Below are 21,411 nucleotides of genomic sequence, written 5' to 3'. Positions count from 1 at the left end.
TCTAGTAATTTATAACCCCTCAAAAAGTCATAGTATTAGACGCTAGATTTAGGAAAAAGTTTCTAATTGAATTGTAAATTATGGATTTTAGTGCAACTATTTTTTCAATGTTTGGTTATAAGTTCTTTGAATAAGAAACACCTATTGAATAATAGTCTTGCTTTTGCACAAGATAATCCATGTCGCATTTTATAAAGAGGTGGATCAATGACCCCAACCAATCAGGCATTCTCTGAATTAAAAATGAATATTTCTTATGTGGAACAGTCCCTCTACTGTACTGACGATTTGAAACAACAACAGCTTCTACTTAATGGTGTACAAAGTGTGCTTCTCTATATCGATTCACTTGTAGACCAGGAGATCATTCAAACACATGTCTTAACAGCACTGAATAGCCAAGCTCATTCGGAAATCTACCCATCGTTCACCACATTAGAAAGTCGAAAAGATACGGATCTGCAACGTGGAATAGTCTCACTTATTCAAGGGAAATGTCTTTACATAATCGACGGGCACCCGGAGTTTTACATTCTTTCTACCGAGAAAATGTATGTGCGAAGCACAACCGAACCGGAAAATGAAGGCGTTATTCGAGGGCCGCACAATGGATTCGTAGAGCAGCTTTCGGTTAATTTGAATCTGATCCGTAGACAAATTATCAGTCCATCCTTAATCGTTCGATATTTTAACGTCGGTGAGAAGACACATACCAAAATTGCAGTTGTATATCTTCAGGACTTGGCCAATCCGGAGTTGGTGAACGAAGTAAAAGAGCGAATCACGTCCATATCTTCAGATATGGTGCTCGCTCCAGGTTTTATTGAAGAATTTGTGGAGGATAACCCCTTCTCTCTGTTTCCCCAGCAGCTCAGTACAGAAAGACCTGACCGGGTTATTGCCAACTTGATGGAAGGACGTGTCGCCATACTTGCCGAAGGAAGTCCTTCTGCTCTTATCGCTCCAGTTACGTTTTTTGCTTTTTATCAAAGTCCGGATGATTATCATGGTCGCTGGATTGTCAGTTCCTTTTTACGTTTAATTCGCATGATGAGTTTTGTCATTGCTTTTACATTACCTGCTGTTTATATTGCAACCATCTCTTTTCATTCCGCTATTTTACCGATCGAGCTGGCACACACAATCAAGAAATCATTGCAGAACATCCCCTTTCCTGCACTTGTAGAGGCAATGTTGCTTGAATTGATCTTTGAAGTATTAAGAGAAGCCGGGGTCCGACTTCCCAGCCGAGTGGGTCAGACCATCGGCATCGTTGGCGGTTTGGTTATCGGAGATGCTATTGTTCGTGCGGGGCTTGTATCCTATACAATGATTATTGTGGTTTCACTAACCGCTATCTCGTCGTTTTTGGTGCCTTCGCATGAGATGAGTTCGGCAGTACGTATTCTCCGCTTTCCAATGATGATTGGAGCGGCGCTTTTTGGATATATCGGCATCGCTTTTGGTCTGGTGATTCTAACCATTCACCTCTGTAAGATGGAAAACTTCGGATCGCCTTATTTTGCTCCAGTGGCCCCTTTCCGATTAGCTGACATGAAGGATGTATGGATTCGATTTCCCATCTGGGCGCTTCGCGAGCGTCCTCATGATGCCCGCCCGCAGCGGCTGAATCAGCAGAAGTTCTATAGGAGTGGGAAAAAACGTGAATAAGGAAACAACAATCACTCGGGGACAATTATTCTTGCTCATTTTGAAATTTGAAATTGGTATAGATATTTTGTCCCTCCCTTACCGTATACACCTTATCTCTAAAGGAGGTGGGTGGATCTCTGTTTTCCTTGGAGGGTTCCTGATCCAACTTGTCATACTGTTGTGCTGGCTTTTGATGCGAAGATTCCCGAGTTCGTCCATTTATCACATTGTAACGCTGATTACCGGTAAATGGATTGGCAAGTTGCTGATCATTGCCTACGTTGGATATTTCCTATTAATGGGCACTTCTGTTCTGGTGAACGCTTACGGTGTGATTAACCGTTGGATGCTGCAGGATACGCCTCGATGGGCTATATTAGCCCTCTTCTTGTTCAGCAGTATCTATTTGGTTCGGCAAAAATTACGAATCATTGCCCGAGTACTGGTACTCATCTCCTTTTTGGTCTTGCCGATGATGGTATTGATCAGTTATGGACTCAAGGAAATCAATCTGTTATATCTTTTGCCTTTAACCGAAGCGGGATGGCCCAATATCATTAGTGGATCAACCGAAACATTAATGGCTATGTTCGGATTCGAGTTTTTTCTCGTTGTGTTTCCTATGGTTGAAGGTAGCAGCGGGGACAAACTCAAGTCTGTTGCTTCAGCAAGTGCTGTAGTCGTGGTGTTGTATGCATTCACCGTGTTCATTTGTTCAACGGCGTTCAGCCCCCAGCAACTTGACTTAATGCCTGAACCGGTCATATATCTGCTCCGCTCTATCCCACTCGGAACAATGGATCGGGCGGATTTCCTGTTCCTCCCTATCTGGTTAATTTCAATTTTCGGGGCCATATGTGGCTATTACTATACGGCATCCTATGGTATAAGTTATCTCTTCAAACAAAAACACCATAAAAAAGCGGTGCCTTATGTCGTTCTTGCTTCTTGTGTAATTGCCTATCTGCCACAACAGAAGGAAAAACTTGAGTTAATTAGTACGATTGCCAACAGATCGGCATACTTTTTTCTCATGATCCTGCCTCTGTTGTTGTTGGTCCTATCTTATATAATGAAACGGAAAGAGAAGATGATATGAGTAATCGAGGAAAAATCCTTGTCCTCCTGTTCCTGCTCATGGTGATGACGGGATGCTGGGATCAGGATAGTTTAAAAGATGCAAGACTGGCTAATGCTTCGGCGTTTGATATCACCTCAGAGGGTGAAATTAAACAGACGCTTGAAATTGTCGATGATTTTGAGAGTCAACAAGGGAGCAGCGTTAATGAAGTCCATTCAGGCACCGGGAGATCCGTCCGTCAAAGCACGGATAGAATTCGCGCTAAAGTGACTGGTGATATCCGGTTTTTCAAATATGGGATGATCTTATACGGAAACAAACTCGCACAAAATGATATCTACCCATACCTGGACGTCTTATATCGGGAACCGGATTACCCGACCTCACATGTGAAAATTGCGATTGTGGATGGCGATGCCGGAGATTTGTTACACCAAAAAAGAGTTGGCAGCATATTGATTGGTGATTTTATTACGAAAAAAATTAAGAGTCTGGAGGAATTATGTATTTTTCCTGAAATGACGTTAGAGACTCTTCTCCCTCCCATGCTGGATCCGGGACAGGATTTTACACTGCCTTATCTATATAAGGATGGAGAGGAAATTGATGCTCGTGGAATCGCCTTGTTTCATGGGCAAAGGTTCAGTGGCAGTCTCAATACCGAACAGGCTCCTTTATACATTATTATGAGTGGTAAATGGAATGAAGCGGCGCGTTTTGTCAAAAAGATTCACCCTGGGCCTTCCAACAACCCGCGCAACTATGTCACTTACGAAGCGAATATCGAACAAATTAAGCGCAAACTCGCGGTAAAGGTGGCAAATGATAGCCAAATTGATGTGAATCTTCAGATCGAACTTCCAGTAACGGTCGTTGAGTATGCAATGAATCATCTTCAGGAAAAAGACACGATTGAACGTCTGAACAGCGAGTTATCCGATGTCATGACTCAGGACGCAGAACAAATTATCAAGACACTTCAGCAAAGTGGTTGTGATTCCTTCGGTATTGGCAGACATTTAATTGCCCATCACCCGGACTTATGGAAAAGCCTAAACTGGAATAAACAATATGCCCAAGTTCGTTTTCACCCGGAAATAAAGGTTACCATAGTCGGAAGTGGTGTTTTAAATTAATAACATGCTGTCGTGCAATTGGGAAAGCTCTCTTCCATTTGGAAGAGAGCTTTCTCCTTCATATTCAACTCAAAAGTTTTCAGATCTCCACGTCTTATCCATTCCTTACAACAGGAATCCACATTTCACCATATACCAAACCGTTTTTCTCTCCCATTTCAACTGTTGTATTCGGACCGCCAACATAGGCATAATCCTTTTCTACGGGGAGGGCTTGACCAAAGGCAATGCCAGTAAGCATATTACTGAGCGCATCAGCCGTCTCTGCTTCACCCTTCACAACAAGGTATTTTCCCTTAGGAAATTGGATTACTCTCGTTGCTTCTGGCAGAGATTCTTCTGTCATGACCCCAGCATAATGCATCATCTTGTTATTGACTGCTTCGTTTACAGCAAAAATATAGTCATTAGTAGCTAGGGACTTTAATCTGTCCAGGCTTCCATCCTCTTTCACAGTGGACCAAAAATCCGTCTTCTCCTTGCTGATACCAGCATAGTCTGTGTAGTCGCTTTTAAGCTCTGTTCCAATACCTAAAACGATAAAGCTGTCTTTTTCTTCGAAATGATAATTACTCATGGTTTACACCGTCCTCTTTAAATTTTCAATTGATTTGTGTTTTCACTTGATAGGTTTATAATAACCTTAAATCATGTCAGAATATGATACTGTTTAGGGGGCCCAATGAAAAAAGTTGAACGCATAAATATCATCACGCGGTATATCAATAACCGTGCACACTTTACCATCTCTGAAATCATGCGAGAATTTAATATTTCTCGATCAACAGCCATTCGAGATATCAGAGAAATTGAAGCCATGGGAATGCCACTTGTCGCTGAAGTTGGGCGGGACGGAGGTTATTTTGTCATGAACAACTCGCTCCTGCCCACGGTTCGTTTTACCGATAATGAAATCAAAGCGTTATTCATTGCCTTTATGGCGACAAGAAATCAACAGCTTCCTTATCTGAAGAGTCGTCAATCTTTGGCTGAAAAATTATTGGGCCTTATCTCAGAAAATCAGCAAGATGACCTTGTGCATTTGAATCAAATATTGCTTTTTGAAGGGACCAATCCCCATAATCCAGACTTGCTTGATCTGTCAGACCTGCCTCACCCTACCTTGGAAAAACTCATCCAAATTCTGCTTATAGAACGTTATTTGTTAGTTTCTGTCCAAGAAGAGAAGAAAACAAAGTCCTATCCCATCGTTCTCTTGCACCTTCATCATCAAAAAGGCCATTGGATCATTGAAGGTTTTGACTTGGAGGAAGAAAAGAGACGAATCGTATCAGTTGACAACCTCATCCATGTCGAAGCATACCCGGCGAAAAAAAGACTGAGTACAAAAAAGATTGTAGAGCAACTAAAACGAAATACGCAGGAAGAAGTTTTCAACCTTGTCCTGGAACTTGGTCCAAAGGCAATTGCGCAATTCAAAAAATACCATCCTTTAAAATTTTCAATTGCCTATACAAATCCATACCAAACTACGGGCCTCCTAAAGGCATTTATGAATGTTCATAACTTAGAAGAATTAACCGAAATCACCAATTGGTTGCTTTTTCTAGGTGAAGATATCAAGGTCAAGGAGATTCCGGAAGAAGTCCTTAATGCTGTACTAGAGAGATTAAGCTTATACCAAATGAAGCAGTGAGCAGCCCCCTCCTCCCCAGTCTCTCCATTTTCTAACAATGTCTTACCTGAATTCAGGCTGGCGTTCAGTAAGAAAAACCAAAAAAGCCGCTATTGCAGCGACTTGTAATGGATTCATATTCATTCATGTCTCACGCCAATGCTTGGCGAGCTGTTCCTTCTATACTAAAAGTCAGCATTAGACTGGGCATGATTAGGTGTATGCTGCGGGACGTTTTTAACGAGTAGAAAATAAGTAACAATCGCAATGATACTGGTCATTAATAAAGTGAGTCCTAACGGGACGGCAGTGTCCTCACCCGCGATACCGACCAGAGGTGCAACCAGTGCACCCAGAAGAAAAGGCACAACGCCGAGCAGTGCTGCTGCACTTCCGGCCATCTTGGCTTGACTCTCCATGGCAAGCGGGAATGCCGCTGTAGACGTAATGCCGATCGAGCATACGAAGAAGAACAATGGAATCACCAACGCGAAAAGTGGACCATGAGCCAGGGTTACGACCAACGCAGCCACACTTGCTATTATAGCAAGCCATAGTCCCGATAATAGCAGCGTCTGCTCAGGGATACGTTTGGCCAATCGACCCACGATTTGAGATCCGATGATCAAACTGATGCCGTTCGAAGCAAACAATATAGCAAATACCGTGGGTGTAACTCCATATATATTTTGGTAAATAAATGGTGTTCCCGCCACATAAGCAAAGACCCCTGCCGTCATGATTCCCTGTGCCAGCATGTAACCAACAAACTTGCGGTCACGCAGAAGCATTCTGTAATTTCCCAATTGCTGTTTGAAGTCAGGAACCATACGTCTTTCCACGGGGTGTGTTTCTTTTAAGCTCCACTTTGTCATGATTAATAAGAAAATCCCCAAGAATGAAAGGCAGATAAATACGCCAATCCATGTTGTGAAGGAAAGAACCCCACTTCCCGCAATCGGTGCTGCCAGAGGCCCCAAATTCCCTACAAGCAACAGCAAAGAGAAAAATTTAGTGAGTTCATGTCCACTATACAGATCTCTAGCTATCGCACGGGAAATGACAATTCCAGCTGATGCGGCAAATCCTTGCGTGAAACGAAACAAAATCAATAGTCCGATATTCGGAGCAAAAGCACATGCCAAGGAACAAATAATATAAGCTGCCATGCAGATCAATAATGGTCTACGTCTACCGTACGCGTCACTCAAAGGACCCATAACAAGTTGTCCTACACCGAGTCCTAATAAACAAGCAGTAAGGCTAAATTGTACAAGTGATGCCGTTGTATTCATATTTTGTGCAATCTCCGGAAAAGCCGGTAAATACATATCAATCGTAAATGGACCTAATGTAGAAAATAAACCTAGTAGTATTGCCAGTCCAAAAACATTCCAATTCGTGCTCTTCGCCATAATAAATAAAATCTCCAATTCCTCATATAATTTGCAAGCCTAATCGGAGTATAAGACATAGAGTTAACTGTAGGTCAAGTCTTTAGATTATTAAAACCAAAAAAAGCCGCTTATTAAGCGACTTTGCATTGAAAACCATTAAATTATGTAACTTCCCCGGCCTGAACCCATATGACTCATGATCATTTCGGCAGCTCGCTTGTAACCGCCAGCCTGCCTTAAAGATTCACCAATCAGGTAAGCCTGCCGTCTATAAAGCGAATTGTGTAGTACTTCTGTTAATGCCTCTCTCAAATTAGTTGCACTGAGGTTATGTTTATTTAAAGCAATACCCGCGCCCAACTCCTGTACCCGATTGGCGACAAGAGGCTGATCCGATGTTAATGGAATCATCACCATCGGAACGTTGTAATATAACGCCTCACTCGTGCTGTTCATTCCAGCATGTGTAATAAAAACATCGGTATGCTGCAACATGTCCAACTGGGCAATGTATGGCTTGACGATAAAATTAGGAGGAACTTGATCCGCCAGCGGCGTCATGTCCGTGTACTTTCCTGAAGATAGAACAACATTTATGGGTAGATCCCCTAATGCTTCAAAGCAAAGCTGATAGAAATCCAAATTTTTATTTAAAATCGTACCCATAGCAATGTACACGGTTTGCGGGTACCGTTCACGAAGCAACTCAAACGAGAAGGTTGGAGCATCTTGACGTGTTATGATCGAAGGACCCGTGAAAATAAAACGATCATCCAGCTTTTCTGCCTGAGGCTGAAAATAACGGCTGGTGTACACGAGCTTTAACTGACCTGCATGTGCCGGAATCTCTTCCATGGCTGGAATACTCACTTGAAACTCTTCGGCTAACTCCGTTGTGATCTTCATCGTAGCCTCATAAAGCTCCTTCGTCTCCGTCTCATTTAGAACTGAGTTAGACCCTAGAGGCTCCACAAAAGCAAAGGACGCAATCGAGCACACCGCAGGAATTCCCAGTTTTTCTGCAAGAATAGTCCCTCCCCATCCCATCAGGGAATCAAAGATCATATAATCGAACTTTTGATCCTCTATCACCTTTAGCACCTTGGGTATGATCCTCCGAATAATACCGCTTACCATCATATAAATGAACTGATAAGAGTGCGTGTATTCCTGGGGTTTCAACACCGGATCATGAGAGAAGGCATCTTGTGGAAATGGATAGGTAATGATCTGGGCACCGGTTTGTTCAATTCGGGAACGGTACTCCTCCGTGCACACATAGATGACTTCCTCACCATTGTTTGTCAACTGAGTAACTAATCCTAACGACGGATTCACATGTCCTTCAGCTGGAGTAATGACTACTAATACACGTGCCATCTTATCCACCTCCCAATGCAATTAGTCCCCCCGTTCTTCATGATGTATTTAACGACGCGGTCGTCATCCGTTACATGGAGATGTTATCCTTCACTTGGTTGATTGGATGATGTTCTTGATGAACGAGTTTGGTAATTCGTAGTGATGCTAAGAAACTTAACAAGACCCATAGTAATTGTAGTGTTAACACGATCAAAACACCTGTAGATATGCCCCACTGTAAAGTTTCGGACAAAGCAATCAGAGCGCCACCAACTCCAATGCTTACTCCCATATAGAAGGAATCCACAAATTGCAGATTCGCGGACATTTCTCCCTCTTTCCTTGGCAAGGCATGTTGTAAAGCAATGGCTGCCGTTGTAGGGTTGGCCAAGCCAACACCGAACCCTGTAATCATTTGTGAGAGAAGGATGAGTATAATCCCGCCGTCCGTCAAAATAAGAGCCATGATCACAAGTACAGTTCCAACGATCATAATCCCAATGCCCGTCATGACCCTACCCTTTCGGGCACGACCTTGATCTCGTGCATCAAGCTTGGCTTGTAACCACGCTGCGGCGGACCAGCTCAGAGAACCTGCTGCCACAATGAGGCCGGCAAGGTCGGCTGATAACCCCTTCACTTCGGTTAGTGCCAAGATCACAAAACTTTCCGTTGTAAAATAACAAGCAACATATAGCCCTCTCGAAACCAAAGTAGCAGGCAATCCTTTTTTTACTGAAAAAGTGCCCACAGGCAGCAATTTACGCATTGGTGTGATCATGACGACTAATCCACCAAAAGTGAGTACTATACCTTTCCAATCGGTTATCATACCAAGGCCTGTGAGTAACAGCCCCGTTCCAACGGCAAGCAGAATCGCATACATAATCTTTGAGTCGGTTGCTCGCGCTGGACCTGTCAGATCTTGCTGAAGCTGCAAATTACGAAAAGAACGGAATGTGAGACTGAGCGCTATTCCAATCAAGGGTAAAACAATCCAGAAAACATATCGCCACGAGATGTAGGAAGCAATAAGGCCTGCTGCATAAGGTCCGATTAAGGTAGGCAGGACAAATGCCATGGAGAATGCGGCCAGGATTTGAGTACGAAGTGCATCTGGATAATGCAATGTCACACAGGTATAAACGCATGTGATCAGGGCCCCCGCTCCAAAACCTTGAAGGGCTCTTCCTGCAATAAGCATATGCATATCGAAAGAGATAGCGGAGACCACAGTACCTAACACAAAAACACTAAAAGATATCAGCATGGATGTAAAAACACCGCGCTTGTCAATCTGCTGACCCATAACCAAAGTTCCAATAAGCTGAGATAACAAAAATGCGCTGAAGATCCAACCGTATAAATGAATGCCCTCTAAACTTTGTGCCATTTTCGCGGCAATCGTTGTGATAGCCAGTCCTTCGAATGCTACGGTTGAAAGAACCAGCATAATTCCAATTGTAGGCGCCCTGTACTGAGCATCAAAAATCCCAATCTGATTGTTGTTTGTCTTCTACACCTCCGTAATTTGATGGTTATTATGGTAAATTAAACCTTTTTACTTCCTGAATATACATGAAGCGTTATACTTTGTAAAGTTAAATGTTTAAAAAGTAAGATTATGGTCTAGAATAGGGTTCCCATGTTCAATAGGAGATTTTGCTTGAAAATATGCCGTCTTCATTACAGTCAATTTGGAGAAGCTCATCCTCCAGAATCCAGGCATCTGTTTTTTCAACAAAGAAATGAAATCCTCCAATGGATTGAACCAATGCGGGATCGACCGGTGTAGCACTCGCATTTATGCCAACCGTAAAAGCATCTGAGCCTCCTCCGACATATTTTGCATAAATCCTTACATATTGGCCCTCTTCCAAATCCCATTCATTCTTAAATGAATCGATCGCTTGATCAGATATTACAAATGAAATCATTGCTCTGCACTCCTTCCTTCATTAATCACATTTTTTCACTTCGCCACGATAATTGGCCATTCTGAAACTCGCCCCGCATCCACACGAAACTTTGGCATTTGGATTATTCATGGTGAATCCCCCTAACATTCCGCTCTCTTCATAGTCAATCTCAAGACCATCAATATATGGAATACTTTTTGCGTGCACCAATATCCTAAATTGCTTTTTATGTAACACAATGTCTTCTTCTGCCTGCTGTTCATCCACGATAAGGGTATAAGATAAACCACTGCATCCCCCTTCATCAACGCCTACTCTAAGGAAGGCATTTTGTATATCCGCACTTGATAAGATCTCAACGATTTTGTCCGATGCTGAATCACTGACCTCAATGATCATCTTTATTCCTCCCGGTGGTATCATTTTGAAATTTGGTATCCCAGTCCATTAGACAGGGTATGAATGTCGCAAGAGCAGCTCCTTTTGGCGTAAGTTCATAAATAATTTGTGTAGGACGTGTCCGTATTGTTCTTTTGACCAAATGATCATGTTGAAGGCCCTTTAAACGTCTGGAGAGGATCATTTCGGAAATGGAAGGAATGCTATCAAATATTTCACCGAATCTCTTCGGGCCTTGAGACAGAGCACATAAAATATGGATCGTCCATTTCGTTCCGATGATGCGATAAGCTGTAAATATTTTATTCGGATCTTCAGTGAACAATGGTTCGCACACCCACTTTCTTATTCATCCGCGTGGTGAGATCCGAGTGCTGGCAATGATACTCGTGACGATCAACAAGAGATGGAAACCCATGGCTACAATTAAGCCGGATTGAAGTGACATACCGCCAGCCTGACACACGACAAGAATGGAACCACCAATGCCAATCACTACACCAGGTGTAAAAGAATCTGCAAATTGCAGATTTGCTGAGGTTTGGCCCACACCTTCCTCTCCCGTTTGGGAAAATGCGACAACACCGCTAATCGGGTGCGCCAATCCAATACCAACTCCTGCAATGATCTGACCAAGAACTGCGATGGTAACGGTCACAACAGGTACCCAAAATACGATGGCAATCCCTATCGCAAGCAGCATTACCCCAAGAATGATTCTCATATGACGTCCACTGCCCTGATCAGCCGCATCCCATCGTCCTTGCAGATACGCAATGATACACCAACTTAATGCAGCACTCGCGACAATTAATCCGGCCTGTGAAGGTGTAATTCCTTTCACGTCGATTAGAGCTAATACCAAGAAATTCTGTGTGCTGGTATAGGCAGCGAAGAACAACCCACGTGTTGCCAGAATTGCTGGCATACCTCTTCGCAACGTAAGAGTTCCCTTCGGTAGCAATTTACGGAGCGGAAATAACATCAATACTAGGCCAATCACGACTAAAACAAATCCCATAATGCTCGGAAGCATACTTAGACCAACCAGGAAAATCCCTGTACCTAACGTTAAGAGTAACGCCATCCAAGTGGATGAAGATCCGCTATCCCCTCCCGTCTTCTGCACTTTCAATTTCCTAAAGGCAGGTAAACTAAGCAATGCTGAAACCACCAGCACAGGTAATATCCCCCAGAAAACAAAGCGCCAGGACCACTGATCTGCGATAAGACCGGCTACATATGGACCGAGCATGGACGGAAGAACATAGGCTGTACCAAATGCTCCAAGTATTTTGGCACGTAACTCATCCGGGTAACTTAAGGATATAGCTGTATACACACAAGTCATCATAGCTCCGGCACCCAACCCCTGCAGGGCCCGTGATCCTATCATGGTATACATGTCGCCTGCGGTTGCGGCAGCGATCAGCCCTACGATAAACAACAGAAGTGCAAAAGTGAACGGTGCTGCAGGTCCTCTTTTATCAATGATCCGACCGACGACCAGCGTCCCGATAATCTGCGCAAGCAGATATGTACTGAATATCCACCCGAACAGGCTAAGACCGTTCAAGTCTCCAGCAATTGAAGGAGCAATGGTGGTTACGGATAGACCTTCGAATCCAACGGCCATCACTGACAAAATAATTCCTATGGATAATGCAAAATAACGCGGGCTGAAAATACTTTGATGATTAGACGACATGAAATGTGACCTCCAAGAAAATTGGTATGTATACATCGTATCCGGATACTTAGTAAACATTTTTGTTTATAATGTCTAAGCTACAGTTCGGCTTTGACTTTGTCAACATTTTTGTTTAAAATGTAGTTATTCATGTAGATTCAGTAGCGTCACAAGGAGGTGCACCATGAGCGGAAATCAAATTAAAAAGGATGTCTCGACCAGTACCCGGAGAGCAATTATTAATCTGTTAAAAGAGCGCGGGGGAATGGATGTTGTCACTCTCTCCTCTCAGTTTTCGTTATCCGGAATGGCTATTCGTCAACATCTGAATGCGCTAAAAGGAGAAGGATTGGTTACCACTGTGGAAGAGGCCCGTCCCATGGGTCGCCCCACCAAGTTATGGATATTAACTCCCGCAGCTAATCGTTTTTTCCCAAGTGGATATTCCGATTTATCCGTCAGCCTCATCAATTCGATGAAAGAAGCTTTTGGTACTGAAGGGCTGGACAAGCTGCTGGATGTTCGAAATAAAAATATGCAAGAACAATATCTTCAGCATCTTGGCGATGCATCAGGAGTCAGAGAGAAATTGGAGAAATTGGCCGAAATTCGTACCAATGAAGGTTATATGGCCGAAGTTAAGGAGCAGGATGATGGCAGTCTCCTATTCATTGAGAAGCATTGTCCGATCTGTGAAGCGGCCGCGGTATGTACCGGGTTGTGCAAGAATGAGTTACATTTATTCAAAACAGTTCTAGGCGATAATGTTCATATTGAACGGGGAGAATACATTCTAGCCGGAGGAAGAAACTGCGTATACAGCGTTAGGCAAAATAAGCCATGACCAAAAGAGCAACCTCATTGGAGATTGCTCTTTTGGTTTGGAATTTGAATTGATTAGAACGATTCGGATTTCATTTCTCTAAATCATCCTTCATTACACAATTTATTTCTAACTCTTTCATAATCGTATGTACCCGATTATGTAATTTTGAATTGAGGTAGAGTATAGTAAGAGTGTTGAAAATATACTCTAGGAGGCTACAGCCATGTCACAAAAAATCTGGATGAACCTGCCGGTGAAAGATGTTGTGAAATCCACTACCTTTTTCAATGAGATTGGATTCCATGGGGAGAATGTTGGTAGCGAGAGAGCCCAGCTTGTCATAGGCTCAACAACAATTCTCCTGTTTCCGGATGCAACGTTCGAGAAATTTACAGGTGCTAAAACCGCAGATACTTCCCATAGCGCAGAAGTGATATTTTCCATTGGTGCTGACAGCAGAGAAGAAGTTGATGCTTTTATTAAAAAAGTCGAGTTAGCTGGAGGAACCATCTTTGGCAAGCCGGGTGAAACAGACGGCTGGATGTACGGCGCGGGATTTGCCGACCTGGACGGTCACCGCTGGAACCTGTTGTATATGGATGAGAGCAAAATGCCGAAACGGTAATATATAACGTCTATCACTACGTCCGCCTCTTATCCTTCAACTTTGGAACCCTCGAATCGGCCAGTCATGGAGATTCTGAAGTAATTCGTTACGATACTAAAGATAAGGAATACGATTCCTCCAACTACAATATATTGTGTACTTATTCCAGTTACGATTAGTCCACATACACTAGCACCAAGTGTTGTTCCCAGGTTGGAAGAGGTTAGAAAGATCCCATTCGACAATTCGGGTGCCTCTGGTGCTGCCGATACCACCCAATATTGAGTGATATTGCCCCCTATGCCTCCTATGATCCCCCAAATGAAAATAAGGAAGGCTGTTGGCACACTGAATTGTCCGAAGGTGAACAACAAGATGTATATCATTATTAATGCAATGGGATACATCTTGATCGTTCTTAAAGGGAAATTAGCGAGCAGTTTCCCTGCTATCATGTTCCCAACCATATTGGCCAAGCCATATAGAAATAACAACACACTGACGGTGTTCCAGTCATATCTTGTCACGGTTTTCAGAAACTCAGCAAGGTAACTATAGACCCCAAATACAGCTCCGTTCATGAAAATCACGCCAGCAATGGATAGCCACATCACGGATCTTCTCAATACATACAGATGAGTACCCATAGAGATTCTTTTCGTAACTGGCATTGAGGGCACAAAAAGAAGTGTTGCTACAAATGCGACGATCGTTACGGCGGCAAAGAACAACATCGCATAGAACAACGATGTGCTGGTGGCAATCAAGCTCGAAAGGGGTACTCCAAGTACCATGCCTGCCGACACGCCTACAAATACTTTAGCCACTGCCTTCGGCGCTTCTTCCTTGGGGACTGACGCCGCTGCGACCGTAAATGCCAATGAGCAATAGACAGGATGGAAAAAAGCCGGAACGACACGTGCAATGACCAATACCGTAAAGTTCGATGTGATGGCGGAGACCAGGCTGCCCACACTAAAAATCCCAAGTACAAACAACATAACATACTTGCGGTTCATTCCCGAAAATAATAAGGGTAAAGTGGGACCAGATACAGCAACCGCAAGCGCAAAAAGACTCACAATCAAACCAGCGGTTGAGATACTGACCTCGTAATGTTCTGCAATCAAAGGCAAGATTCCGATTACGCCCATCTCCGTATTTAAAATACTGAATACACCAAAGGTCAGAATGAATACAAGCAGGTGATTTCGTTTAGTTGTCATATGCCATGGATTTAGAGAGATCCCGGTAAGCATTGATCTCTGTCTGAAGGTTGGCAATTTTCTGCTCTGCAATGTCTATCGCGTCGGCTCCTGCAATGAAGCGTTGCGGCGGTTGGGCCTCGTTTGCAATTTGAAGGAGAGCATTGGCAAGTTTTTTTGGGTCTCCAGGTTGTTGCCCGTTCTGATTATTAAAAAATTCCAGATGACCAGCTCTCCGATCATCATAGTCCTCAATCGAAGGCTTAGCGAAAGTTGAGGATGCATCGGTAAGAAATTCCGTTCGGAAAAATCCGGGATTGACTATAGTCGTATGAATACCGAAAGGAGCTACCTCAGGAGCCAATGCCTCCATCCATCCCTCAAGCGCAAATTTTGCAGCACTATATGCCGAATTAAATTCAAATCCTGAAATGCCAGCGCCCGAAGAGATCGAGATAACATGTCCTGAACGTTGGGTGCGCATCACAGGTAATATGGCCCGGGTAACGTGCATGGAACCAACCAACGCCACCTGTAGCTGATGTTCAATCTGGTCAGGGGTCAGTTCCTCAAAATACCCTCCACAGAAATGTGCCGCATTATTTACGAGTACATCGATCGCCCCGAACCGTTCAATTGCCGCCTTAACTGCGGCATGTGCATCAGCAGGCTCGCAAACATCTAATGGGACAACCATTACATTCTCGGAATCACCGATCGCACGAACCACTGCATCGGGATTTCGGCCGGTAGCAACAACCTTGTGTCCAGCATTTAAAGCAGCCTTAGCAATAGTTGTGCCCATACCTCGACCAGCGCCAGTGATAAACCATACTTTTGTCTTATCCATATCATTCATTCCTTTCAATTTCTTCTCCAATTGCCTTGCTTTTTAGTTTAGCGTTTATACACCACATAACAAATACTCATATCTTATAACAAGTTATGCTTGAAAGGCATTTCTGTAAGGTTTATTGTAGAATATAAAGGATAAAGGAGGAGTTAAAATGGAGATTAGAGTATTGCGTTATTTTCTTACGGTCGCCAGAGAAGGAAGTATTACACGCGCTGCTGATTTCTTACATGTTACGCAGCCCACCTTGTCCAGACAATTGAAAGACCTTGAACAAGAGTTGGGAAAGAAATTATTTATTCGCAGTAGTTACAGTATTATTCTCACAGATGAAGGTATGCTTTTAAGAAATAGGGCTGAAGAAATTGTGGGTATGGTCGATAAATTAGAGGCAGAATTTGAATCCATGGAAGAAACCATAAGTGGAGATATTTATATTGGCGGTGGAGAAACGGAAGCCATGAAACAGATTGCAAGAGTGGCAAAAGACGTACAGAATAAATATCCCAATATACGCTATCACCTATACAGCGGCAATGAAGATGATGTAACTGAGCGGCTCGACAAAGGGCTCCTTGACTTCGGTATTCTAATCCAGCCAGCGGATGTTTCCAAATATAACTATATCAATTTCTCCGACAAAGATGTTTGGGGAGTGGTTATGAGAAAAGAAAGTCCACTCGCCTCCAAAGATACGATTCGATCCACAGACTTATTTCATGTTCCATTGATCTGTTCACGACAGTCAATGAAGCAGACATTTTCAAAAAATGAGTTTGCGGATTGGTTTGGCGAAGATTTTGACAAATTAAACGTGGTTACTACATACAATCTTGCATATAATGCTGCCATTATGGTTGAAGAAGGTATTGGTTATGCATTAACACTTGATAAAATAGTGAATACGTCTAGTGAAAGCGACCTTTGTTTCAGACCTCTAGAGCCAAGACTTGAATCTGGCTTAAATATCGTTTGGAAAAAACATCAGGTCTTTTCGACTGCTGCGGATTTGTTTTTAAAAGAAATTCAGGCTAAATTTTAGACTGATAAAGGGATTAACGTGAGTACAAGAAGAAACCCACCGGAGTTTAATTCTCGGTGGGTTTCTTTACCACTTGTTCGATCCCGAGCAAAATAAGCTTCAAGCCAAACTCAAAAGCTCCGTCGGTTCCCATCACCTCAAACAGACCATTCTTATACATCCTACTGAAGAGTCCAGCTTCCTTTTCACTCATAGAGTCCAGAAGATGGATCATCTCTTCACCCTCAAGTGCTTCCTTGTCCTTAAGGACAGCAGATATATTGCGCTGATGCTGATAATCGTCCAGTACGAAATAGAATACATAGTTGACTAGTGTAAGAACGGCCTGTAATTTCTGCTCTTGCTCTAGTGGTGTTGATTCCATGCAGAGCAACATGCGGTTGGTGAAGCGGATCATGTCCGGTTCATGAGGCAGCGTCATCATCATGAGCTGTGTGGAGCACGGGTATCTGCTGAGCACACTCCGTACCGTCACGGCAAGCCCCTCCATCTGCTCCTTCCAGTCTCCTTCAGTGTGAAACTCGTCCAGAATAATTTTTGATATCTGGTTGGCCAGACGCTGGTAGAGCGTCTGCTTGCTCTTGAAGTACCAGTATAGAGATGGAGCCTGAATCCCCAGCTTGTCTGCCAATCGTCTCATGCTGAATTTCTCGATGCCCTCTTCTCCGAGAAGCTCCCACGAAATTTCCAAAATCTTATCTTCCGAAATCTGAGGCTGTTGTTTTTTCATCGGTATCCGCCCTTTTATCTAACAGTGTAAGTTTATGCTTTACAGGTCCATAAGTTCATGATAACATCTAACACTGTAAGGTTCAATCTAACGGTGTTAGATTAGATCAATATTAACGAAGAAAGTAGTGACCCACATGGATACAGAAAACCTCCATTACTTTGAAAAAGCACCAATCGCCAAAGCCGTAGCTCACTTTGCTGTCCCAATGATGCTTGGCACGTCAATGAGTGTTATTTACTCCATCTTGAATGCCTATTTCCTTGGCACACTGGGTAATACGGCAATGTTAACTGCACTTGCACTAACTTTACCTTTATTCGCGGTCATCATGGCCCTTGGTAATTTAATTGGTATAGGCAGCGGTACATTCATCTCTCGTTTGCTGGGAGAGAAAAAAGTCGATGATCTGAAGCATGTATCTTCATTCGCCTTTTACAGTAGTTTAGTTCTCGGAATTATTGTGATGGCCGTTGGCCTCCCGCTGATCGAACCAATCGTTCATGGGCTGGGGGCAACCCCAGAGTCCTTCGGATTTACGAAAGAGTATGTCACGATTATGCTTATGGGTTCACCCTTCGTCATCTTATTCTTCACGCTGGAGAATATCGTGCGCTCAGAAGGTTCAGCAATCACCTCAATGACCGGTATGATTCTCAGTGTTGTTATAAATATTGTTCTTGATGCATTATTCATTTTTGTCTTCCATTGGGGCGTGATTGGAGTTGCATCTGCTACCGTCATATCCAACTTGGTTGCGAGTGCATTTTACGCTTACCATATGAGTTATAGAAGTCGATTCTTAACCGTCTCCCTGAAATGGTTCAAGGTGACCAAGGACATCCTGAGCAATGTGTTCAAAATCGGTGTTCCCGTCTTTGTTATGAGTGTCTTCTTGGGTGCAATGTCGCTTATTCTTAACCTTTTTCTTGTTGAATATGGGGATCAGGCCGTTGCGGGGTATGGAATCTCATCACGTTTATTGCAATTTCCTGAGTTTATTCTGATGGGCTTGTGCGAGGGAGTTGTGCCGTTGATTGCCTTCTCATTCACAGCGAACAAATTACGCATGAAACAAACGATTGGATTCACGATCAAATCTATTTTGGCGTTAGCCGTCCTGTTTGGGTTTGTCGTCTATCTGATCTCTGACCACTTGATTGGTTTATTTACGACTGACCCGCAATTAATTGAAATGGGCAGCTACATTCTGCATGTAACCTTCTTATCCTTGTTCATTACAGGAATGACTTCTTTGTTTATGGGGATCTTCCAAGCAACAGCCCAAGGAACCGCGGCGTTTGTTATGTCCATAATTCAAGGAGTTACGTTAATTCCTGTATTGTATATCGCTAATCAAATGAACGGCTTTCATGGAGTGATCTGGTCGCTCGTTATTGCGGATGCCGTCGCGTTCCTAGTTGGGGCCATCATGTTATATGTTTTGCGGACCAAATTGCAGCCCGATCTGGAACATTTGGCACAGTAATTTCGCAAATGTTTTTCAGAAAAATAACACCGCCCCAAGTTTGCTACCTATTTTCCCATCTTCGTCTCCTTTGATCGCTGTTTGCATAAATTAGCATCATAAGTAACAAGGGTCTCGGAGGGATGAACAATGAATGAAATATGCAAAAATGTTAAATCGATAGACGCCAATCCAAATAAGTTCGGTTTTTATAGAGACATTATGGAATGGATGACTTCCGTTTCTCCCGGCGGCGAAGATAAACTTGACCCTTTTGATTTTGGCGGAGCTGCTGAATTCAAGCTCCCCAAAACCCTTGAAACGGAGATTCACCGTTATTTGATGCCATATACCCTGCATCCCCAAGGTGGGTATATGGCATATATATCGAATGGGCGTGTTTGGGGAACATCAGGTGCTATCCTGGCATCCGACGGAAAACTGATCTTCGACCTTTCCCCGGAATACGATGCACGACAAAATAGAATGATGATATTGGAAGAACACCCCGCTTTGCATCGCGAGATATCTCAAGAACCTCGACATATCCAGGGGACTGCTGCCGTTTTAACTTTTTGCGGAAGTCATAATTATTTTCATTGGTTATATGATGTTTTGCCACGACTGGGTATGCTTCGGATGCTGAATATTCCTTTTGAATCTCTGGTCATGAATCCGAATCCTCATGGTTCTTTTGTGAAAGAAACGTTAACAATGTTTGGCGTCTCGGATTCGGCCGTGATTCGTACTAGAGATGATCTGGAAATTCAGGCCGATCAATTGATCGTGCCTTCCATAATGATGAATTCCCACTATCCGCCTTGGGCCACAACTATCCTTCGGACATTTATGCTACCCGGACGTGACACAACACTCCATTCCCCCGTTCGCATTTTCATATCTCGGAGCAAAGCCTCTGCCCGACGAATAGCTAATGAAGATGAAGTCATCCGCCGTTTAGAGGCGTACGGATTTATTCCAGTTTGCCTGGAGGATTGGACCATATCCCAACAAGTCCAGCTTTTTGCTTCCGCAAAAGCAATCGTTTCACCCCATGGAGCCGGACTGGCCAATCTTGCTTTTTGTACTAAGGGAACTCGTGTTATCGAAATTTTTCATATCCGGCATGTTGTACCTACTTACTGGATGATCAGTAACCATAACCAACTTGATTATTACATGATGTATGGGCAAGAAGACGGGACAACACAGGAGCGTTTTCCGGGGTTGGAGGACTTCTACGTGGATCTGGATCGGCTGGAACAGACTCTTCGTTTAGCTGGACTAACTGAACATAGCTAAGTTTCTACACCAAAGCTAAAGTATGATTATATTTGTTTTAACTTGTTGGCCGTTCTGATAACAAAAAAACCACGGCACCAAGTTTGGCACCGCAGTATAAGGATCATTATGCTATTGGATTTCTTTCATGTAAGATTTGAATTCCTCGGCGATTTCTTTGTATTTCGTATGATGCAGGTAATGTGAACCTTCCATTGGGATCATTTTGCCCTGCGCGGATTGTTTGGCTTGTGCTTCATGTAGCGGAATCCACTGCGGGTTTTTCTCGTTATTGGAAAGAACAAAGAGAAGCACTGGCAGATCACGAGGATACGTGAGTTTTTCTCCATTTTTGAAATTGGAACCCAGATGTTTAAGCTCATTTACTAATGTCGGATTTGTCGAAACTTGATTCGAAATCAACTTCATCTGTTCTTTGGTATGTTCATCGTATGCAAGTGATGCATATGAATCACCGCTTACTGCTTGGAGGACTCTCATTAAGCCCGATTTTTGAAGGAATTTCATTAGGTTCAAAGGTAATTTAACATCCATGCCAGGTTGATTCGGAACACTGCTATCGATCCCGACAAAAGCAGAGACTTCATCCGGATACGTGTTCACATAAGTCGCCGCGTACAGTCCCGTGATGGAATGCCCCATCAGAATATAACGATCTATACCGAGCTGCTGTACAGCTTCATGAATTTCACTAACAATATTCTCGGTGGTTCTCTCCGTTTCGGTTTGGTCACTTAACCCATAACCGAAAGGCTCAATCGCCACAACTTTGTAATCAGGCGTCAATTCATCGATTAACAATTTGAAATCAAGTACTGGCGAAGGGGTTCCTTGTCCGGGAAGTAGCACGATGGTTTGTTCGCCGCTGCCTTGAATGGACACATTCATATTCTTCCCATCGACATTGACATATTGGCCGTACGATTCGATTTTCTTTTTCTCGGCCCCATTACTTATCGTATGAACGACAAACGTGATGCCCATGAACAGCACCAGCGCGCCGACAATACCACCTATTATTTTTAACCATAAGTTCTGTTTTTTACGGCCCTTAGTCCCCGTTGTTGTTACATCCACTGTTTCTGCCATATCCATCTTCTCCTGT

General features: G+C 43.3%; 21 protein-coding genes. 9 read left to right on the top strand and 12 right to left on the bottom strand.

Annotated elements, in window-relative coordinates; genetic code table 11:
* Positions 1-207 precede the first annotated feature (207 nt).
* The 3 genes from J2X75_RS07940 to J2X75_RS07930 are packed head-to-tail and all read left to right on the top strand — an operon-like array spanning position 208 to position 3,870.
* A complete protein-coding gene (locus tag J2X75_RS07940; protein WP_310335558.1) occupies positions 208-1,671 on the top strand; it encodes a spore germination protein in 1,464 nt (487 codons plus the stop codon).
* On the top strand, positions 1,664-2,752 hold the full coding sequence (locus J2X75_RS07935) for a GerAB/ArcD/ProY family transporter (protein WP_310335557.1): 1,089 nt from the start codon (positions 1,664-1,666) through the stop codon (positions 2,750-2,752). Before J2X75_RS07940 ends, J2X75_RS07935 begins: the two co-directional genes overlap by 8 nt.
* Complete coding sequence (locus tag J2X75_RS07930) at positions 2,749-3,870, top strand: Ger(x)C family spore germination protein (protein ID WP_310335556.1); 1,122 nt, start codon at positions 2,749-2,751, stop codon at positions 3,868-3,870. Before J2X75_RS07935 ends, J2X75_RS07930 begins: the two co-directional genes overlap by 4 nt.
* 94 nt (positions 3,871-3,964) lie before the next feature.
* Here the strand turns inward: J2X75_RS07930 and J2X75_RS07925 are convergent, their stop codons facing one another.
* Complete coding sequence (locus J2X75_RS07925) at positions 3,965-4,447, bottom strand: GyrI-like domain-containing protein (protein WP_310335555.1); 483 nt, start codon at positions 4,445-4,447, stop codon at positions 3,965-3,967.
* A 105-nt stretch (positions 4,448-4,552) separates the two neighbouring features.
* On the opposite strand from J2X75_RS07925, the gene J2X75_RS07920 reads away from it, so the two are divergent.
* Positions 4,553-5,527, top strand: a complete 975-nt coding sequence (locus tag J2X75_RS07920) for a helix-turn-helix transcriptional regulator (RefSeq protein WP_310335554.1) — start codon at positions 4,553-4,555, stop codon at positions 5,525-5,527.
* A gap of 164 nt (positions 5,528-5,691) precedes the next feature.
* On the opposite strand, the gene J2X75_RS07915 is transcribed toward J2X75_RS07920, so the two are convergent.
* The 7 genes from J2X75_RS07915 to J2X75_RS07890 form a co-directional block, all read right to left on the bottom strand.
* Entirely contained in the window at positions 5,692-6,921 is a 1,230-nt protein-coding gene (locus J2X75_RS07915; protein WP_047843067.1) for a multidrug effflux MFS transporter, read from the bottom strand.
* A gap of 138 nt (positions 6,922-7,059) precedes the next feature.
* Complete coding sequence (locus J2X75_RS07910) at positions 7,060-8,283, bottom strand: macrolide family glycosyltransferase (protein ID WP_310335552.1); 1,224 nt, start codon at positions 8,281-8,283, stop codon at positions 7,060-7,062.
* A gap of 70 nt (positions 8,284-8,353) precedes the next feature.
* Positions 8,354-9,718 carry an MFS transporter gene (locus J2X75_RS07905; protein ID WP_310335550.1) on the bottom strand — a complete coding sequence of 455 codons (1,365 nt, stop codon included), beginning with the start codon at positions 9,716-9,718 and terminating at the stop codon, positions 8,354-8,356.
* Between the two features lie 196 nt (positions 9,719-9,914).
* Entirely contained in the window at positions 9,915-10,202 is a 288-nt protein-coding gene (locus J2X75_RS07900) for a HesB/YadR/YfhF family protein (RefSeq protein WP_310335549.1), read from the bottom strand.
* Between the two features lie 21 nt (positions 10,203-10,223).
* On the bottom strand, positions 10,224-10,583 hold the full coding sequence (locus J2X75_RS07895) for a HesB/IscA family protein (protein WP_124114812.1): 360 nt from the start codon (positions 10,581-10,583) through the stop codon (positions 10,224-10,226).
* Positions 10,573-10,920 carry a winged helix-turn-helix transcriptional regulator gene (locus J2X75_RS30300; protein WP_366344733.1) on the bottom strand — a complete coding sequence of 116 codons (348 nt, stop codon included), beginning with the start codon at positions 10,918-10,920 and terminating at the stop codon, positions 10,573-10,575. Before J2X75_RS30300 ends, J2X75_RS07895 begins: the two co-directional genes overlap by 11 nt.
* A gap of 12 nt (positions 10,921-10,932) precedes the next feature.
* Positions 10,933-12,291 carry an MFS transporter gene (locus tag J2X75_RS07890; RefSeq protein WP_310335547.1) on the bottom strand — a complete coding sequence of 453 codons (1,359 nt, stop codon included), beginning with the start codon at positions 12,289-12,291 and terminating at the stop codon, positions 10,933-10,935.
* Positions 12,292-12,457: 166 nt separating this feature from the next.
* Between J2X75_RS07890 and J2X75_RS07885 the strand changes: the two genes are divergently transcribed.
* Together J2X75_RS07885 and J2X75_RS07880 are read left to right on the top strand one after the other, a co-directional pair.
* Entirely contained in the window at positions 12,458-13,117 is a 660-nt protein-coding gene (locus J2X75_RS07885; protein WP_310335545.1) for a helix-turn-helix transcriptional regulator, read from the top strand.
* A 205-nt stretch (positions 13,118-13,322) separates the two neighbouring features.
* On the top strand, positions 13,323-13,724 hold the full coding sequence (locus J2X75_RS07880) for a VOC family protein (RefSeq protein WP_310335544.1): 402 nt from the start codon (positions 13,323-13,325) through the stop codon (positions 13,722-13,724).
* A gap of 29 nt (positions 13,725-13,753) precedes the next feature.
* Here J2X75_RS07880 and J2X75_RS07875 read toward each other — a convergent pair whose 3' ends face one another.
* Positions 13,754-14,932 carry an MFS transporter gene (locus J2X75_RS07875; RefSeq protein WP_310336694.1) on the bottom strand — a complete coding sequence of 393 codons (1,179 nt, stop codon included), beginning with the start codon at positions 14,930-14,932 and terminating at the stop codon, positions 13,754-13,756.
* The gene (locus J2X75_RS07870; protein WP_210108199.1) at positions 14,922-15,761 is read right to left on the bottom strand and encodes an SDR family NAD(P)-dependent oxidoreductase; all 840 of its coding nucleotides are present in this window, start codon (positions 15,759-15,761) and stop codon (positions 14,922-14,924) included. Before J2X75_RS07870 ends, J2X75_RS07875 begins: the two co-directional genes overlap by 11 nt.
* Positions 15,762-15,918: 157 nt before the next feature.
* Here J2X75_RS07870 and J2X75_RS07865 point away from each other — a divergent pair, with 157 nt between their 5' ends.
* The gene (locus J2X75_RS07865) at positions 15,919-16,806 is read left to right on the top strand and encodes a LysR family transcriptional regulator (protein WP_192131494.1); all 888 of its coding nucleotides are present in this window, start codon (positions 15,919-15,921) and stop codon (positions 16,804-16,806) included.
* A gap of 46 nt (positions 16,807-16,852) precedes the next feature.
* Here the strand turns inward: J2X75_RS07865 and J2X75_RS07860 are convergent, their stop codons facing one another.
* Positions 16,853-17,536 carry a TetR/AcrR family transcriptional regulator C-terminal domain-containing protein gene (locus J2X75_RS07860; RefSeq protein WP_105598810.1) on the bottom strand — a complete coding sequence of 228 codons (684 nt, stop codon included), beginning with the start codon at positions 17,534-17,536 and terminating at the stop codon, positions 16,853-16,855.
* Between the two features lie 136 nt (positions 17,537-17,672).
* Here J2X75_RS07860 and J2X75_RS07855 point away from each other — a divergent pair, with 136 nt between their 5' ends.
* Entirely contained in the window at positions 17,673-19,025 is a 1,353-nt protein-coding gene (locus tag J2X75_RS07855) for an MATE family efflux transporter (RefSeq protein ID WP_310335541.1), read from the top strand.
* A 129-nt stretch (positions 19,026-19,154) separates the two neighbouring features.
* Positions 19,155-20,306: a glycosyltransferase family 61 protein gene (locus J2X75_RS07850; RefSeq protein WP_310335539.1), complete on the top strand. Its 1,152-nt coding sequence runs from the start codon at positions 19,155-19,157 to the stop codon at positions 20,304-20,306.
* A gap of 111 nt (positions 20,307-20,417) precedes the next feature.
* Here J2X75_RS07850 and J2X75_RS07845 read toward each other — a convergent pair whose 3' ends face one another.
* Positions 20,418-21,395, bottom strand: coding sequence for an alpha/beta hydrolase (locus J2X75_RS07845; protein ID WP_310335538.1), 978 nt, complete (start codon positions 21,393-21,395; stop codon positions 20,418-20,420).
* Positions 21,396-21,411: the final 16 nt, after the last annotated feature.

Source organism: Paenibacillus sp. 2003 (assembly GCF_031455635.1).
Taxonomy (GTDB): Bacteria; Bacillota; Bacilli; order Paenibacillales; family Paenibacillaceae; genus Paenibacillus; species Paenibacillus amylolyticus_B.
The sequence above is the reverse complement of the archived record's forward strand: the minus strand, read 5'-3'. Positions and strand labels throughout refer to the sequence as shown.